At 63.7% G+C, this 15,015-nt stretch carries 19 protein-coding genes; 6 read left to right on the forward strand and 13 right to left on the reverse strand.

Annotated features, from left to right (window positions below; translation table 11 throughout):
• Positions 1-50: 50 nt before the first annotated feature.
• Positions 51-380, reverse strand: a complete 330-nt coding sequence (gene yidD / locus H0S73_RS17505) for a membrane protein insertion efficiency factor YidD (protein WP_181053340.1) — start codon at positions 378-380, stop codon at positions 51-53.
• Entirely contained in the window at positions 381-827 is a 447-nt protein-coding gene (locus H0S73_RS17510; protein WP_181053341.1) for an iron-sulfur cluster assembly scaffold protein, read from the reverse strand.
• 159 nt (positions 828-986) lie between these two features.
• Here H0S73_RS17510 and folE point away from each other — a divergent pair, with 159 nt between their 5' ends.
• The 4 genes from folE (at position 987) to H0S73_RS17530 (ending at position 4,383) form a co-directional block, all read left to right on the forward strand.
• Positions 987-1,622 carry a GTP cyclohydrolase I FolE gene (folE, locus tag H0S73_RS17515; RefSeq protein ID WP_181053342.1) on the forward strand — a complete coding sequence of 212 codons (636 nt, stop codon included), beginning with the start codon at positions 987-989 and terminating at the stop codon, positions 1,620-1,622.
• Positions 1,623-1,630: 8 nt separating this feature from the next.
• Positions 1,631-2,047, forward strand: coding sequence for a phosphoribosyl-AMP cyclohydrolase (hisI, locus tag H0S73_RS17520; RefSeq protein ID WP_181053343.1), 417 nt, complete (start codon positions 1,631-1,633; stop codon positions 2,045-2,047).
• A gap of 82 nt (positions 2,048-2,129) precedes the next feature.
• The gene (locus H0S73_RS17525) at positions 2,130-3,284 is read left to right on the forward strand and encodes an MFS transporter (RefSeq protein WP_181053344.1); all 1,155 of its coding nucleotides are present in this window, start codon (positions 2,130-2,132) and stop codon (positions 3,282-3,284) included.
• 88 nt (positions 3,285-3,372) lie between these two features.
• Positions 3,373-4,383: a patatin-like phospholipase family protein gene (locus H0S73_RS17530; RefSeq protein WP_181053345.1), complete on the forward strand. Its 1,011-nt coding sequence runs from the start codon at positions 3,373-3,375 to the stop codon at positions 4,381-4,383.
• On the opposite strand, the gene H0S73_RS17535 is transcribed toward H0S73_RS17530, so the two are convergent.
• Positions 4,384-4,815, reverse strand: coding sequence for a CBS domain-containing protein (locus H0S73_RS17535; RefSeq protein WP_181053346.1), 432 nt, complete (start codon positions 4,813-4,815; stop codon positions 4,384-4,386).
• Between the two features lie 139 nt (positions 4,816-4,954).
• On the reverse strand, positions 4,955-5,770 hold the full coding sequence (locus H0S73_RS17540; protein ID WP_181053347.1) for a rhomboid family intramembrane serine protease: 816 nt from the start codon (positions 5,768-5,770) through the stop codon (positions 4,955-4,957).
• 286 nt (positions 5,771-6,056) lie between these two features.
• On the opposite strand from H0S73_RS17540, the gene H0S73_RS17545 reads away from it, so the two are divergent.
• Positions 6,057-6,740, forward strand: coding sequence for a transglutaminase-like cysteine peptidase (locus H0S73_RS17545; RefSeq protein ID WP_181053348.1), 684 nt, complete (start codon positions 6,057-6,059; stop codon positions 6,738-6,740).
• A 210-nt stretch (positions 6,741-6,950) separates the two neighbouring features.
• Here H0S73_RS17545 and H0S73_RS17550 read toward each other — a convergent pair whose 3' ends face one another.
• The 5 genes from H0S73_RS17550 to cysE form a co-directional block, all read right to left on the reverse strand.
• On the reverse strand, positions 6,951-7,232 hold the full coding sequence (locus H0S73_RS17550; protein WP_181053349.1) for a type II toxin-antitoxin system RelE family toxin: 282 nt from the start codon (positions 7,230-7,232) through the stop codon (positions 6,951-6,953).
• Positions 7,222-7,467, reverse strand: coding sequence for a type II toxin-antitoxin system prevent-host-death family antitoxin (locus tag H0S73_RS17555; protein WP_181053350.1), 246 nt, complete (start codon positions 7,465-7,467; stop codon positions 7,222-7,224). Before H0S73_RS17555 ends, H0S73_RS17550 begins: the two co-directional genes overlap by 11 nt.
• Positions 7,468-7,585: 118 nt before the next feature.
• Positions 7,586-8,116 carry a gamma carbonic anhydrase family protein gene (locus H0S73_RS17560; protein WP_181053351.1) on the reverse strand — a complete coding sequence of 177 codons (531 nt, stop codon included), beginning with the start codon at positions 8,114-8,116 and terminating at the stop codon, positions 7,586-7,588.
• Positions 8,117-8,177: 61 nt separating this feature from the next.
• Complete coding sequence (locus H0S73_RS17565; protein WP_040637969.1) at positions 8,178-8,390, reverse strand: DUF3126 family protein; 213 nt, start codon at positions 8,388-8,390, stop codon at positions 8,178-8,180.
• Positions 8,391-8,481: 91 nt separating this feature from the next.
• The gene (gene cysE, locus H0S73_RS17570) at positions 8,482-9,318 is read right to left on the reverse strand and encodes a serine O-acetyltransferase (protein WP_181053352.1); all 837 of its coding nucleotides are present in this window, start codon (positions 9,316-9,318) and stop codon (positions 8,482-8,484) included.
• Positions 9,319-9,395: 77 nt separating this feature from the next.
• Here cysE and H0S73_RS17575 point away from each other — a divergent pair, with 77 nt between their 5' ends.
• Complete coding sequence (locus tag H0S73_RS17575) at positions 9,396-10,196, forward strand: enoyl-CoA hydratase (RefSeq protein ID WP_181053353.1); 801 nt, start codon at positions 9,396-9,398, stop codon at positions 10,194-10,196.
• A 2-nt stretch (positions 10,197-10,198) separates the two neighbouring features.
• Here H0S73_RS17575 and H0S73_RS17580 read toward each other — a convergent pair whose 3' ends face one another.
• From H0S73_RS17580 to H0S73_RS26140, 4 genes are all read right to left on the reverse strand, one after another.
• The gene (locus H0S73_RS17580) at positions 10,199-10,690 is read right to left on the reverse strand and encodes a class I SAM-dependent methyltransferase (RefSeq protein ID WP_181053354.1); all 492 of its coding nucleotides are present in this window, start codon (positions 10,688-10,690) and stop codon (positions 10,199-10,201) included.
• Positions 10,691-10,706: 16 nt separating this feature from the next.
• Positions 10,707-11,471 (reverse strand): alpha/beta fold hydrolase, encoded by a 765-nt coding sequence (locus H0S73_RS17585; RefSeq protein WP_181053355.1) that lies wholly within the window; start codon positions 11,469-11,471, stop codon positions 10,707-10,709.
• A 355-nt stretch (positions 11,472-11,826) separates the two neighbouring features.
• Positions 11,827-12,150 (reverse strand): hypothetical protein, encoded by a 324-nt coding sequence (locus H0S73_RS17590; protein ID WP_181053356.1) that lies wholly within the window; start codon positions 12,148-12,150, stop codon positions 11,827-11,829.
• Between the two features lie 585 nt (positions 12,151-12,735).
• Positions 12,736-14,892, reverse strand: a complete 2,157-nt coding sequence (locus tag H0S73_RS26140; protein WP_181053357.1) for a calcium-binding protein — start codon at positions 14,890-14,892, stop codon at positions 12,736-12,738.
• Positions 14,893-15,015: the final 123 nt, after the last annotated feature.

A 15,015-nucleotide genomic window follows, 5' to 3' on the forward strand; every position in this document is an offset into this window, starting at 1 on the left:
GCCAACGGAGCAGGTAAGCGGGGGCCGACGGCGAGTTGGGAAAGGCGAATTCAGCCGCCGTCAGGTTCGACTGAATCGCAGGTGATCGGGGGAGCGTTCACGCCCCGCCAGCGACCATAGGCCCAGGGCTTATACCAGGCCGAGCCGTCGGGCAACGTTTCGGGCACCAGATCGAGGCCATGCGTCCCGAAGGGGCCGCAGCGGCAGATGCGGGCGAGCCCCATCCAGCCGCCCGGCCAGAATCCGTGCCGCTGGATCGCCTCGTCCGTGTATTCCGAACAGGACGGCAGATGGCGGCACTGGCGGCCGATCAATCCGGACAGGCTCAGCTGGTAGCCGCGGATCGCCCAATGGGCCGCCTGCTGGACCGGGCTCGGCATTTATTCAGCGCTCGCCGAGCGCCGGGCCTCGACCTGGTCGAGGGCGTCGACAACGGCATCGAAGGTGAGCAGGATCGAGGCGTGGCGTGCCTTATACTCCCGCAGGGGCTCCAGGACCTTGAGGTCTTCCCATTTGCCGGCGGGAGCCTCTCCACCGGCCTTCAGCAGACGACTTGCCGCATCGCGGACGTCGCGAAGCTCCTCTATGGTTGCGCCGATTATATTCCGCCCCATGATGGACGATGAGGCTTGGCCGAGGGCGCAAGCCTTTACGTCATGGGCAAAAGCCGTCACGACATCGCCTTCGAGCTTGATGTAGACCGTCACGGTCGAGCCGCAGAGCTTGGAGCGGGCCGTCGCAGACGCATCGGGCGTGGGAAGCCTCCCCAGATGCGGGATATCGGCGGCCAGTTCGAGAATGCGCCGGCTGTAGATGTCGTTCAGCATATCGTCTCATGACATGACGGTTGGGAATGTGCTCATATACCTATATAAGCGCCGTGATAGAGTTCTGCGATATTGGCCACATGGCGCTGAATGGAAAGAAATTGGAAACTGCCGGGCGGCCAAGCTTCCTCGGTGCAAAGTTGAGAAAAGAGGCTCCACGTGAGTGATGTGGTTAAGTCCCTGTCCACGCGTCTGACGACCGCTGCCGACAAGCCGGTTTCATCCCCGACCCGGGAGGAAGCCGAAGCGGCTGTTCGCACCCTGCTCCGGTGGGCAGGGGACGACCCGAGCCGCGAGGGCCTGCAGGACACGCCCAAGCGCGTCGTCAAGGCATTCCGGGAATTCTACTCCGGGTACAACGAGGATCCGTCGGAAATCCTCGACAAGATCTTCGCCGAGGTCGAGGGCTACGACGATATCGTGCTCGTGCGCGACATCCCCTTCTACTCCCATTGCGAGCACCACATGGTGCCGTTCTACGGCGTCGCGCATGTGGCTTATTACCCCACCAAGGGCGTCGTCGGCCTGTCCAAGCTCGCCCGCCTCGTGGACGCCTATGCCCGCCGGCTGCAGACCCAGGAGACCATGACCTCGCAGATCGCCAGGGCGATGGTCGAGGCCCTGGACCCGCGCGGCGTCGCCGTCATGATCGAGGCCGAACATATGTGCATGTCCATGCGCGGCATCCAGAAGGCGGGCGCCCTGACGCTGACCACCCAGTTCACCGGTGTCTTCAAGGAGGATCCGGCCGAGCAGGTGCGCTTCCTCACGCTCGTGCGGAACGGCCGGGGCTGACATTTCCCATGAGCCTATTCGGGTCCAATCCCTTCCCCGCCCCCGGCCCCAAGGCCGAGCTCGAGGAAGGAGCCGTCCTGTCGCCCCGCTTCGGGGCGGACGGGCTGATCACCTGCGTCACCACGGATGCCGCGACCGGCGAGATCCTCATGGTCGCCCACATGAATGCCGAGGCCCTGGAGAAGACCATCGAGACCGGCGAAGCCTGGTACTGGTCGCGCTCGCGCGGGGAGCTCTGGCACAAGGGGGCGACCAGCGGACAGATCCAGACGGTCAAGGAGATGCGGATCGACTGCGACCAGGACGCCCTGCTGCTGAAGGTCGAGGTCGCCGGCGACGGCGGCTGCTGCCACACCGGGCGCCGTTCATGCTTCTATCGCAAGGTCGAGTCTTCCGGCGCCGCCGCTCGGCTCGTCGTCGATTGAGTCGGCAGCCCCTCGAATGTGCGGGGCTGCCGTCGTCCGGCACGCGGGTGCAGTTTCCGGATCTTCGGGTTAGGAAGGCCCGATGATGCGACACGATCTTCTCCCCGCGCGCCTAGCCGCGAGCGCCATCTTCTTCGGCAACGGCTTCGGCATCGGAACCTGGGCGGCCCAGCTTCCCCGGTTCAAGGAATCGCTCGGGCTTTCCGACGGCCAGCTCAGCCTCGGCCTGTTGGCCTTTTCCCTCGGGGCGGTCGCGCTCATGCCCGTCATCGGCTGGGCCGTGACCGTCGTCGGCAGCCGCACCATGACGGTGATCGCCGCCTTCTCCTTCGCGGCGGCCCTGCCCCTCCCGGGCCTCGCGCCGAACTTGAGCCTGTTCGTGGCGGCCGCCCTTCTGGCCGGAGCCTGCAACGGCACCATGGACATCGCGATGAACACCAACGCCACGGTGGTCGAAAAGGCCTGGGGTTCGGCCATCATGTCCTCCTTCCACGCCTTCTTCAGCCTCGGCGGCCTGGCGGGAGCCGGAGCCTCGGGCCTCCTCATCGCTCTCGATGTCGGCATCGTCCCGACACTTCTGATCTCCTCCCTCGGCATGGGCCTGCTCTTCCTGATCGCGGCCTTCCGGACGCTCGGGGAAACGGAACGACCAACGGAGGGACACGGCTTTGCCTGGCCGCGGGGGAGCGTCCTCATCCTGGCCGTGCTCGCCATGTTCTGCTTCCTCGTCGAGGGCGCCATGGTCGATTGGACGGCGATCTACCTCCAGACCGTCGCCGGAGCGAGCCTGGAGACCGCCGTCACCGGGTTCGCGGCGTTCTCCCTCGCCATGACGATCTGCCGCTTCATGGGCGATTTCGTCGTCCGGCATCTCGGCCGCGTCCGCACCCTTCAGCTCGGAGGGCTGCTCTCGGCTTTCGGCCTTGCCCTGGCGATGCTCCTGCCGCAGCCTCTGCCCGCCGCCATCGGCTTCGCCCTCGTCGGAACAGGCCTGGCCAACACGGTGCCGGTCCTGTTCAGCACGGCGGGGCAGATGAAGGATTTCCCGCCGAGCATGGGCGTCGCCATGGTGGCGACCCTGGGCTATGGCGGCCTGCTGCTGGGCCCCCCGCTCATCGGGTTCGGAGGGGAAATCTTGGGCCTCCGCGCGATGCTCGGCGTGCTCATCGGCCTCGCCTTCATCATCATCATTTTGTCGCAGCGGGCTTTGCAGCGGGCCGCTGTTCAGTTTTCCTGAACCAGTCCTACTTGAAACTTAAGGGCAACCTTCATGCGGTCTTCATGCCGGGACCGCTAGAATGGGAAGCAAGGCCTTGGAGCGATCAATGTTGTGGGACGGGATTGCCCGGCGCAGCGCCGGATCAGGGGATGGCGGAGGAGCGACCGAGGTGAAGCAGCCGACGGAACGCGACCCTCGCGCGAAGACCAGGATCGGTCTGGCCCTGGGCGGCGGCGCGGCGCGCGGCTGGTCCCATATCGGCGTCCTGCGCGTCCTGACCGAGGCGGGCATCGTCCCGGACGTGATTGCCGGCTCCTCCATCGGCGCCGTGGTCGGCGGCTGCTATGCGGCCGGGAAGCTCGACGAACTGGAGGCCTTCGCCCTGTCCTTGACCAAGCGGCGCGTGATGGGCCTTCTCGATTTCCATTTCAGCGGCGCGGGCCTGATCGCCGGGGGGCGCCTCCAGCGCCTGCTCGACCAGGACCTGATAGACCGCCGGGTCGAGACCCTGCCGGTCAAGTTCTGCACCATCGCGACCGAACTCGTGAGCGGCCACGAGATCTGGCTGACCCGCGGCCCCCTCGTGCAGGCCATGCGGGCGTCCTATGCCCTGCCCGGCATCTTCGATCCGGTCATGATCGGCGGGCGCTGGCTCATGGACGGCGCCCTGGTCAACCCGATCCCGATCACGGCCGCCCGGGCGCTCGGCGCCGACATCGTGATCTGCGTGAACCTCAACGGCGAGGTGCGGGTTCGCGGAACGGTCATCCAATCCTACGACACCGAGACGAGCGACGAGCAGGAGATCGAGGAAGCCATCGAGGAAGCGCCCCGCCGCTGGGGGATCTTTCCGGGAACCAGGGGAGACAAGCCGCGTAAGCCGAACGCTCCGGGCCTCGCCACGGTGATGGTCGACGCGTTCAACATCACGCAGGACCGCATCGCCCGATCGAGGCTCGCCGGAGACCCGCCCGACATCATGGTCGCGCCGAAGCTCGCCAAGATGGGCCTGTTCGAGTTCCACCGGGCCCAGGAATGCATCAGTTTGGGCCGGCAGGCGACGGAACGCGCCCTGCCGGACATCCTCGAACTGCTGCAGGAAACGCAGCCCAGGTAATCAGGCCGTCGCGATATATTCCTTGATCGCCTGCGTCTCCGCCTCGACCTCCTCGAGACGCAGCTTCACCACGTCTCCGATGGAGATGATTCCGGAAAGACGCCCGCCCTCGACGACGGGAATGTGCCTGAATTTCTGCTGGGTCATCAGCTCCATGATGTCGTTGATGGAGGTTTCTCCCGTGCAGGTCACCACCTCCTCGGTCATGAAACGGGAAACCGGCTCGTCCAGGGCACTGGCCCCATGCCTCGCAACAGCCCGCACGATGTCCCGCTCCGAGATGATGCCGACGACGGGCCGGTGACCATCCACGATCAGCAGGGCGCCAATTCTGCGCTCCGCGAGAACGCCGGCGGCTTCGCTCAAGGACCGGCTCGGCTCGATGGTGGCGACGTCGCGACCTTTGATCGAAAGGATTCGATTGACGATCATTCATTCCCTCCCGTTGTGCGAACGGCGAGGACGATCAGCCCTCCATTCGCAAGGCTGAAGTCGGGCCCGAACCCCCAAACGACATTGGGATGAGAACCCTAAGTCAGCCTCACGATGATTGGAGCAAACCGTGTTGGTTTCAAGCCGAGATGCGGCTTGGCCGGGCCGGAAGCGGATCCAGCAGAGGGAAAATCGCGAGGCCCGCCAGGAAACCGCCGATATGCGCCTCCCAGGCGATGCTCGCATCCATCATGCCAACGGGTTGCACGAAGGCGAACACGTAGTTGGCGGCGAACCAGATGCCGAGAAAGATCAGGACCTGACGGTTTTGCACCATGTGCCCCAGAGTTTCCCGTGGCCTCTCGTGCGGCTGCGTGAGACGCCCCTCCCAGTGCCAGGCAGGCGGCGAGAAGATGAACCAGGATGCCGCCGCCATGAGTCCGGACACGGCCCCGGAGGCGCCGATCATCGGCAGAACCTGCGTGGGGTTCATGAAGGCGTAGAAGACAGCTCCACACACGGCCGAGACGGCCATGAGAATGAGGAACCGCGCGGCGCCGCAGCGCCTGACGATGGGCGTGCCGAACGCGGCGAGCCAGACGCCGTTGATGAGGACATGGGCCCAGGAGCCATGGAGGAACGCGTAGGTCAGGGCCGTCCAGGGCCGCCCTTCCTCCTGGGCCAGCACGTATTGCGCCAGCGCCATCATGGGGGAGATGGTGTCCTGCGGCACGCCCTCCCGAAGGGCCTGCATGACCTCGTCGATCCTGAACCCTCCGAACGCCACGGACCAGCGCGCGGGAATGACGGCCCAATCGATGATCAGCGTGAAATCCGTTTCATCGGACAGGACCAACCGGACGGCATGAATGCCGATCAGCACGGCCAGGGACAATGTGATGGCCGTCGGCAGATTGAGGATCGGCTCACGGACGCGGGGCGGGTTTGGGGACATGAACAGCTTTTTGTCTGGCAGCCGACCTCGTCACGCCGGCAGCATTCGGTCTCTCATGTGAGTAGACCCGATCAGGGGCATCCGTCGAGCAAAACCCACAGGCGGCAGCGGCCGAGCCTGACCGAGAGGAACGTGCTCGTTCATTCGCTCGGATGTCTCGATATTTTTGTTAACCATAGTGGAACCGGTTGGGCCGCGACGCGTTAACTCACCTTTTACTTTTCTCTTGAGCCGCCAATGCAACCATGTCAGTTTGGTTAAAAGAACGTTAACCGGCTGGTGGGGCATGCGGCAGGATTATTTCAAGAACAGCCTTTTCTGTGGCGTAAATGAGAAGCCTGCCGCTTTCGGCACAATCATCAAAACAGCTATTCTGGGTGCCTCGCTCCTGCTCTGTGGCGCAACCGCTCAGGCCCAGACCCTGGCCTCCCTGCCCTCGTCCAGCGCCCCGATCACCAGCGTCGGGTCGGCCCGCCCCCTCCAGGGCTGGTCGGAGTTCTGCACGAAATTCCGGTCCGAATGCGCCGTGGACGTCTCGGAGGCCAGCACCATCGAGATGACCCCGCAGGTCTGGAAGACCATCGTGGCCGTGAACCAGCGCGTGAATTCCTCGATCAAGGCCGTCACGGATGCCGATCATTGGGGCGTGGTCGACATCTGGGGCCTCCCCGACGATGGCCGCGGCGATTGCGAGGATTTCCAGCTCCTGAAGCGCAAGCTCCTCGTCGAAGCGGGCCTGCCCCGCCGTGCCATGCGCATGACTGTCGTCATCGACGAGCTCGGCGAAGGCCACGCGGTGCTGATGGTCCGCACCAGCCGGGGCGACTTCGTTCTCGACAACAAAAAGAACGCCATCCTGCCCTGGCACCAGACCGGCTACGTCTACATCAAGCGCGAGAGCCAGGACATGGTCGGATGGGTGTCGCTCGGCGGCATCATGTCGTCGCCGACCACGACCGCGAACCGGTAAGGCAAACGCCGAGGTTGCTTCTCAGTGTCGGGCCGGCAATGCACGGCCAGTCCCTCCCACGTCATCACGGCCTTGTGCCGGTGATCTCGATTGAGTGAAGCGCCGTGGCTCACCGGATCGGGATGGCCGGCAAAAGGCCGGCCATGACAAAGAGAGAAGCGATTTATCGGCCAGATACTCAGGAAGAATGCCGAACGATCATGCCGGTTGTCAGCGCTGCTTCGCCGACTTGTAGATTTTGGCTCCTTCACGCTTGCCGACAGCCACGACGAGCACGGTGACGGTACCGTCATCGACCCGATACACGAGACGATAGCCCGCAGCCCGAAGCTTGATCTTGTAGTGATCGGTCATGTTGCGGAGCGCGTCGGCGGGAACGCGCGGTTCCTTCAGCCGCTCCGCCAGTGTCTTCTTGAACTGCTCGCGAAGCGTGCTCCCGAGCTTGCTCCACTCTTTCAGGGCCGACGGCAGGAACTCGAGCTTATAGGTCATCGAGGGCGACGGGCACCGGGACCTCACCGGAACGCCGTTCGATGATCTCCGCCAGCGCGATGTCGTCCAACTGCTCCATCATGGCCTCGAAGGTTTCGGCCGGCACCATATAGGCCATGACCCGGTTGTGGTTCAGGACCGCCACAGGCGAACCATCGGCCTCGTTCATGATCGCTGTCGGGTTCTTCTTCAGGTCCGAGACGCTCACCGCGATCTCCGCTTCCACACGCTGCATCGAACGCCTCCTGTCGAGAGACGTAATATAGTAAAATAAGACCTGAATTCAATACTATTTTAGGTGCGACTAAAGGTGCTGTTCCTTCGGATGCCTAAGGCTTAAGCCTGGAGGCGGATCAATCGATCCGCTTCATTCCGTTGGCAAAGCGCTTCCAGTTGTCCACGTAGTTCCTAGCCGACCAGCGGAGCCGTTCGATCGCGTCCGCGTCGAGCACGCGGATGGCCCTGGCGGGCGCCCCGACGATAAGGGAATTGTCCGGAAACTCCTTGCCTTCGGTCACGAGCGCGTTGGCACCGACCAGGCAATTGGCCCCGATGCGAGCATGGTTCAGCACCGTGGCGCCCATGCCGACCAGCGAGTTCTCGCCGATCGTGCAGCCGTGCAGGATGGCCTTGTGGCCGATGGTGCAGCCTGCTCCGACCGTGAGGGGAGCTCCCATATCCGTATGGAGCAGCGCCCCTTCCTGGATATTGGTGCCGTCACCGATGTCGATCAGTTCGTTGTCGCCGCGCAGCACGGCCCCGAACCAGACGCCCACATCCAGCCCCAGGCGCACCTTGCCGATCACATGGGCATCGGGAGCGATCCAGAAGCGGCCGGACTCGGGGAGGGTCGGAGCGGTGTCGTCGAGGCTGTAGATCGGCATCGCGGGTCCAGATGGGAAAAACAGCAGAACCCGAGATCGAGGTTCTGCTGCGAGAGCCGGTTTAGTCCTCGAGATCCGTATCGAGGATCGCCATGGTGAAGTTGTAGGAGCGGTCCCCGTCCTCGTCGTCGAGGAACAGCACCCCGACGAATTCCTCACCGATGTAAACTTCCGCCGAGTCAGCCTTCTTCGGGCGACCGACGACGCGGATCGAGTGGTTCGCAAAGGTCTGGCGCAGGTAGCGCTCGACTTTAGCCATCTCGGTTTTATCCACTACAGGTCCTTTCTTGATGTCACGGATGGTGCACTTGCCATGCCCGGCCAACGCGGGCAAGCGGGGTTAGGCCCGGAAGCGGCCTCTCGCCTCAGTTTCCATCGGATTCGGAAAAGCAATGATCCATGGAGCGGGCGGGCTCCTCGCATCCGGCCGTGCCGATGACCTTGGCCGGAACGCCGGCCACCGTGGCATTGTGGGGCACGGGCTTGAGCACGACGGACCCGGCGGCGATTCTGGCGCAATGCCCGACCTCGATATTGCCGAGGATCTTGGCCCCGGCCCCGATCAGGACGCCGTGGCGGATCTTGGGATGCCGGTCGCCCCGCTCCTTGCCGGTGCCGCCGAGGGTCACGTCCTGAAGCATGGAGACGTTGTCCTCGACGACCGCAGTGGCGCCCACCACCAGGCCGGTGGCATGATCGAGGAAGATGCCGCGCCCGATCCGGGCCGCGGGATGGATGTCGGTCTGGAACGTGTCGGAGGAGCGGCTTTGAAGATAGAGCGCGAAATCCTGCCGCCCCTTCGTCCAGAGCCAATGGGCCAGGCGGTGGGTCTGGATGGCGTGGAAGCCCTTGAAGTAGAGCACGGGCTCGATGGCGCGGGTCACGACCGGGTCCCGGTCCATGACCGCGCTGATATCGGCCCGGAAGGCCGCCCCGATGGATTTGTCGTCCTCGACGGCTTCGAGGAAGATCTGCTCGATGATATCGGCCGGGACGGCGGCATGGCCGAGGCGGGAGGCCACGCGATGGATGACGGCGGCCTCCAGGCTCGGCTGGTGCAGGACGGCGCTGAGCACGAAACCGGCGATCGCCGGTTCGGCCTGGACGACCGCTTCGGCCTCGGAGCGCAGACGGTTCCAGACCGGATCGACCTTGCCGGCCACCGCGTCCGGGGCACCCGGCTTCAAGCGCGTCTGTGTCATCTCACTCTCCTCGGCGACTTCTCGACCGTCTTCATAGATAAGAAGCCCAAGCCCCTTACCATAGGTTCCAACGAGCCATGACCTACTCTTTTTCGCCCGCGACGTCCAAGCTTGCCGTGTCCCTCTCGGACGGCATCGCGACGCTTTCCATCGACAATCTCCCCAAGCACAACGCGCTCGACCTGGAGATGTGGCAGGCCTTTCCCGGCCTCATGGCGACGCTCGACCGGGACCCGCGGGTGCGCGTGGTCGTGCTGAGAGGGGCTGGACAGGAATCCTTCGCCTCGGGGGCCGATATCGGCGAGTTCGCGACCCTGCGGGCCGATGCGGAAGGCGGGCGCCGCTACGAGGCCACCAACGAGGCCGCCTTCTGGGCGGTCGCCCATTGCTCCAAGCCCGTCATCGCCATGATCCGCGGCTTCTGCCTGGGCGGCGGCTTCGGCCTCGCCCTCTCCTGCGACCTGCGCGTGGCCTCGGAGAGCGCCATCTTCGGCATCCCGGCCGCCCGGCTCGGGATCGGCTATCCGCCCGGAGCCATGAAGCTGGTGACCGCCGCCGTGGGCGCCCCGGCCGCGAAGGACCTGTTCTTCACCGCAAGGCGGATCGACGCCCAGGAGGCCGCGCGCCTCGGCGTCGTGCAGCGCCTGGTTCCGGACAGCCGCCTGGAGGAATTCGTCCTGTCCCTGGCCCTGGCGATCGCGGAGAATGCGCCTCTGACGATTCAGGCCGCCAAGGCCGCCATCGACGAGGCGGTCGGGGTCGGGCATCCCGACGCCGACCCGGTCGCCCTCGCCGACCGCTGCTTCGACAGCGCCGACGCCGTCGAGGGACGCAAGGCGTTCCTGGAGAAGCGCAGGCCGCTATTCAGCGGCCGCTGACCTCAAGCCTCCCGCCGGTACACGAAATAGCGCCCCTCCGGCACCTTCGTCTCGGCCGAGATGTCCCGGCAGGACGGCATCGGGAAGGCGCGATCCCCCAGGAGGATCCCGCCCGGCTGGAGCAGGCTTTCGAGCAGGGGAGACAGGCGCCGGGCGAGGCTCAGGTTCGCGTCCTCGTCGCCGGTCCCGATATCGATGTGGATCAGGGCGGCCGAACCCCGCCCATGCCGTTCGATGAAGGGCGGCAGGGTGTCGAAGAGGTCGCCGACGATCAGGTAGCCGTCCGGCGGATAGCAATCGGGATGGGCGGCGGGCGCGCGCTCGAAGACGTAGATCTCGCGCCCCGGCAGCCGGTCGCGCAGATGGTCGTAGGTGCGCCCGTTGCCGAGGCCGATCTCCAGCACCAGCCCGGCGGGGCCGATCGCCCGGGAGGCCCAGTCGAGCAGGTCGCGCTGGGCGGTCAGGCGCCGGATGGCGCTGTCGAGCCGGGTCATGCGCCCCTCCCTTCGCTCAAGGCCTGCTGGCCAGGAAATCGAGCACGCCCTGCTTGTGCACCTTGTCGCCGACGGCGAGGTTGTGATCCCGTCCGGGGATGTCGAGCGCCGTCGCGTTGGGCATCAGGGCGGCCAGTTCGGGCCCTGAGCCCGACACGTCGTCGGCCGTGCCGACGGAGACCAGGGTCGGGAGCGTGATCGAGGCGACCTCCGCCTTCGACAGCACCTGCCGCGAGCCCCGGATGCAGGCGGCGAGCGCATGCAGGTCGCTGCCGTTCTGATCCGCGAAGGCGCGGAACATGCGCTGCATGGGGTCCGTCAGGTCGTCGAGGGAGCGCGCCTCCATGGCGTCCGCAATGCCGAGCGGCAGGCCGACGCCTTCCACGAGATGGATGCCCAGCCCTCCGAGCAGCATGGAGCGCATGCGGTCCGGCGTGGCGAGCGCCATATGGGCGGTGATGCGGGCGCCCATGGAATAGCCCATCACGTCGGCCCGCTCGATGCCGAGGTGATCGAGCAGCCGCCGCCCGTCCTCGGCCATGCGGTAGGAATCGTAGGCCGCCGGATCGTAGAGCTTCTCGCTCTGCCCATGACCGCGATTGTCGAAGGCGATAACCCGGTAGCCCGCCCGCGTCAGGGTCTTGACCCAAAGCGTATTGACCCAGTTCACCGCGTGGTTCGAGGCGAAACCGTGAATGAGGAGGATCGGATCGCCCTGCCCCTCATGAGGCGGAACGTCGATATAGGCGATGCTCACGCCGTCGGAATTGAAATAGCGCATGGACCTAAGGGGAAGGTTGCCGGATGGGCGCAACCTAAATCATTTTTCGGAGAAGTGGATCCGGTTGGCCTTCAAAAAATGAGAATAGGCGAAGACAGAGGTGTTTTCGCCGCCCCTCCAGCCGGGAATGACATTCTCCTCGTCATGGCCGCCCCCATCTTCCTGTCCAACTCTCCACCCTCATCCTGAGGAGCAGCCGTGAGGCTGCGTCTCGAAGGAGGATCCAGCGCGCACTGGACGATCCTTCGAGACGGTCGCTGCGCGACCTCCTCAGGATGAGGGTGGAGGACGTGACAAGCGAGTTGACCGAGTGGAAGTCCGGCGAGGCGATGACAGGAAAACCGGAGCCTTTCCCTCAAGGCCGCCGGACCGGGCGCGCCAGCGGCATGTCATCCAGCTCCGCGCCTTGCAATTCGCGCACCACGCCGCGCGCATACTTCATCAGGCGTCCGTCCTCGGTCCGATAGATCGCATAGAGCGGCTCGCCCTGCCGCTCGCCGCGCCGAACGACCGTCCCGGCGACCTCCTTCACCGCCTGCAGAAGGTAGAAGCCTAGGCCCACCAGCGTCACCGGCACCATGACGAGCCAGAGCGCCTGAATCCATTCCGGCGCGGTGTGAAACTTGGACAGCGCATCGGCCAAAACGGAATAGGTGTGAGGGCTGGACAACGGCTCCATCGGCAACTCCCTTGAATGGAAGCGACCACCAGCAATGCGCTGGTGGCCGGGGAGCTAGAAAGCCGCCTGTAGACGGCCGCATTGGCCTTTGGGCTTGCGCCTTGGACATGCGCCAATACCTCCCCGGCCATAGGGCAAGGGAGACATCGTTGCGGTCGATGCCGACCGCTACAGGAAGAGGTTTCTAGGCCCCGGAACCGGGTGTGCCCGGCTCCGGTGACGAGGTAACACGCAACAGGGGTGCGGGGTCAATGGGGGGCGATGAGCGAGACAACGCCTCGCCTGTCATTCCGGGGCGAGCATGAGCGAGAACCCGGAACCCATTTCCGGCGGCCGAGCACGATGAGTCGTGACGCTGCTCGCCCATTGCTGGAATGCCGTGATTATGATTTTCCACGCCTTCGGCGAGACCCTTCGGATCTGGTTCGTACCGAAGGTGCGCCCGGACTGCACCCTCCCCCACATGGCCGTGCTCGTCACGGCCACCCACGCCTTAATACCGCTATCGAAAACGTGGATGGCCGCACGGGTCCCCGGATCAAGTCCGGGGAGGCCATGACGTGAGAGACTCCCGGACGGTGTTTGTCAGAACACGAAGAAGTCAGCGTTCGTGAGCTTCAGGTTCTTCTCCAGCTGGGCGATCTGGATCGCCGCTTTCGCACCCGTGCCGTCCGCATCGTACCAGAGCGCGCCCTTCTTCTTGTCGTAGATGATGCGGTCCGAGGCATCGTGCGCCTTGGTGTCGGTATAGAACGCCGCCTTCGCCAGCACACCCTTCTTGGCGATGCCCTTGAACACGCTCTTCATCAGATGGATGGTGTCGTCGGCCACGACGAAATCGGTGATCGTATCGACTTCCGTCCGCTTGTGCGCAGCGTTCGTCTTGGCGAGCCGGTTGAAGACGAAAATGTCCCGACCGGCTCCGCCCGTCAGCACGTCCCGGCCCGCGTTGCCGGTAAGCCGGTCGGCGCCGCTCTCGCCCGTGAGCGTATCCGTGCCCGCCGTGCCGATGAGGACGAGCGGGTTGGTCTCGACCACATTCGTCAAATCGAGCGTGAAGCTATTACTGGTTTTTGCGCCGAACTGGTCCTTGGCCTCGACGCTAATCGTGTATAGGTGCGGACCGGTATCGTAGTCGAGCGCGCGGTTGAGCACGAGGTTGTTGCCCTCGATCCGGAACGCGCCGCCGGCATCGTTGGCGAGGACATAGCTCACCGCGTCTCCATCCACGTCGACGGATGAGAGCATCGCCACGACTGCGTGCACCGGCAGCGTCTCGGATAACGCGGTCTTGGAAAGCGCCACGTTCGTCGGCGCGGCGTTGACGAGCGCGACAGTCTGGTCGGAGAACTGCAGCACGCGCACGTTCTTGATCGCGTCCGCCCCGTCGCCGCCGCCCGGCAGGTAGGTGACGGTCACATAGCCGTTCGCGTCGGGCGCGCTGATCGAATACTGGCTGCGGGATCCGGCGAACCTGGCGACGTCGCCTCCGCCGCCGCCGTCGATGGTGTCGTTGCCGCCGCCGCCGGTGAACACGGTCTTGGCGGCATCGCCGATGAAGTGATCGCCGAACTTCGTGCCGACCAGCGCCTCGATGCTGATATAGGTGTCCGCGCCAGCGCCGGTAATCGTTGCATTGCCATCGTTGTTCATCGGGTCGGACGGATTGGCCATATTGACATAGGCACCGGTTTCAAAACGATCCACGTAATCGACGATGACCGTATCGAAGCCGTCACCGCCATTGAGGGTATCATTGCCGAATCCGCCATCGAGCGTATCGTTGCCGAGCCCGCCTATAATTAAGTCATCTTGGTTTGATGCACCCGCATTAAGAAGATCGTCGCCCGAGCCACCATCGAGAGTATCGGTGTTGGCACCACCGTCGAGTACATTAGAGCCCGCATTGCCGATCAGACGATCCTTTCCTGAACCAGACGTGACGTTTTCAAAATTGAGAAATGTGTCTGTACCATAGCCGGTCGACTGTGGCGTATTCTGCGATAAATCTATCGTTAGATTAGCTTCGGCAGTATCGAGATTGAGAGAATCGATACCATCGCCCGCATCGATGAAATCATTTCCGAAGAGTACCCTGAACGTTTCAGAAAAGACGCCGCCATAGGCAATGTTGTTTCCACTGCCAAGATCGATGAGATCCAAGGCCCGACCTAACCGACCATCGTAGATATCTGCAGCTGCACCGAGGCTTATTTTGTTTTCGATGACACCGAAGTTGTTGATGATGGTGGCACCGGAATTGCCAAGATTGTTCTTAATTGCAAATGCAGAGACGGTCGACTTGATCAGTCCGTAGTTCGTAATATTCAGGACCGATCCACCTACAGCATTAATACCATCCCAACCTTGAATGGTGTTGAAATTGAGTATTGTGGCACTTCCCAGGACTCCAACACCAATCCGGCTGTTCTGAGCACCAACAGTGCCTGTATTGACCAGTAAATTGCCACCACTGGAAGTGTCGACGCCGAGCTGCACGGCCCGGTTTCCGCCTGCGATCGTCCCGGAATTGTCGATAGTGCCGTTGGTTCCGAGTTGAATCCCGTAATTCGTCCCAGACACTGAGCCAATCACCTGAACCCGATTATCGGGCGCCGTGGAGGTTATCCCGATGTCGGCATTCAGGCTTCCCGCTGCCGTGACCAAAACGGTATCCGCTGCAGCAAGTGTTTTCCAGGTTCCAACGACGGTTGTGGGGGTTGAGATTTCATAATTTGCCATAGTAGGTCATGCCCCAATTATGTTACGTTAATTCATAATTAGCGTGACTCCCTCAACGCACCAAGTGCTATCTTACGTTACATCATGGCTTTGTTCGGCGGGCGCCGAAGTAAAAATGATTGC

This window comes from Microvirga mediterraneensis, from assembly GCF_013520865.1.
Taxonomy (GTDB): domain Bacteria; phylum Pseudomonadota; class Alphaproteobacteria; order Rhizobiales; family Beijerinckiaceae; genus Microvirga; species Microvirga mediterraneensis.

What these genes read in the sequence shown, in the direction of transcription:
- H0S73_RS17545 (WP_181053348.1), top strand. Translation starts at nt 6,057, where the DNA reads ATGCGGCAGGATTATTTCAAGAACAGCCTTTTCTGTGGCGTAAATGAG.
- H0S73_RS17590 (WP_181053356.1), bottom strand. Translation starts at nt 12,150, where the DNA reads ATGGAGCCGTTGTCCAGCCCTCACACCTATTCCGTTTTGGCCGATGCG.
- cysE (WP_181053352.1), bottom strand. Translation starts at nt 9,318, where the DNA reads ATGACACAGACGCGCTTGAAGCCGGGTGCCCCGGACGCGGTGGCCGGC.
- H0S73_RS17535 (WP_181053346.1), bottom strand. Translation starts at nt 4,815, where the DNA reads ATGATCGTCAATCGAATCCTTTCGATCAAAGGTCGCGACGTCGCCACC.
- H0S73_RS17575 (WP_181053353.1), top strand. Translation starts at nt 9,396, where the DNA reads ATGACCTACTCTTTTTCGCCCGCGACGTCCAAGCTTGCCGTGTCCCTC.
- H0S73_RS26140 (WP_181053357.1), bottom strand. Translation starts at nt 14,892, where the DNA reads ATGGCAAATTATGAAATCTCAACCCCCACAACCGTCGTTGGAACCTGG.
- H0S73_RS17555 (WP_181053350.1), bottom strand. Translation starts at nt 7,467, where the DNA reads ATGCAGCGTGTGGAAGCGGAGATCGCGGTGAGCGTCTCGGACCTGAAG.
- H0S73_RS17585 (WP_181053355.1), bottom strand. Translation starts at nt 11,471, where the DNA reads ATGCGCTATTTCAATTCCGACGGCGTGAGCATCGCCTATATCGACGTT.
- H0S73_RS17550 (WP_181053349.1), bottom strand. Translation starts at nt 7,232, where the DNA reads ATGACCTATAAGCTCGAGTTCCTGCCGTCGGCCCTGAAAGAGTGGAGC.
- H0S73_RS17510 (WP_181053341.1), bottom strand. Translation starts at nt 827, where the DNA reads ATGCTGAACGACATCTACAGCCGGCGCATTCTCGAACTGGCCGCCGAT.
- hisI (WP_181053343.1), top strand. Translation starts at nt 1,631, where the DNA reads ATGAGCCTATTCGGGTCCAATCCCTTCCCCGCCCCCGGCCCCAAGGCC.
- H0S73_RS17530 (WP_181053345.1), top strand. Translation starts at nt 3,373, where the DNA reads ATGTTGTGGGACGGGATTGCCCGGCGCAGCGCCGGATCAGGGGATGGC.
- H0S73_RS17560 (WP_181053351.1), bottom strand. Translation starts at nt 8,116, where the DNA reads ATGCCGATCTACAGCCTCGACGACACCGCTCCGACCCTCCCCGAGTCC.
- yidD (WP_181053340.1), bottom strand. Translation starts at nt 380, where the DNA reads ATGCCGAGCCCGGTCCAGCAGGCGGCCCATTGGGCGATCCGCGGCTAC.
- H0S73_RS17525 (WP_181053344.1), top strand. Translation starts at nt 2,130, where the DNA reads ATGATGCGACACGATCTTCTCCCCGCGCGCCTAGCCGCGAGCGCCATC.
- H0S73_RS17580 (WP_181053354.1), bottom strand. Translation starts at nt 10,690, where the DNA reads ATGACCCGGCTCGACAGCGCCATCCGGCGCCTGACCGCCCAGCGCGAC.
- H0S73_RS17540 (WP_181053347.1), bottom strand. Translation starts at nt 5,770, where the DNA reads ATGTCCCCAAACCCGCCCCGCGTCCGTGAGCCGATCCTCAATCTGCCG.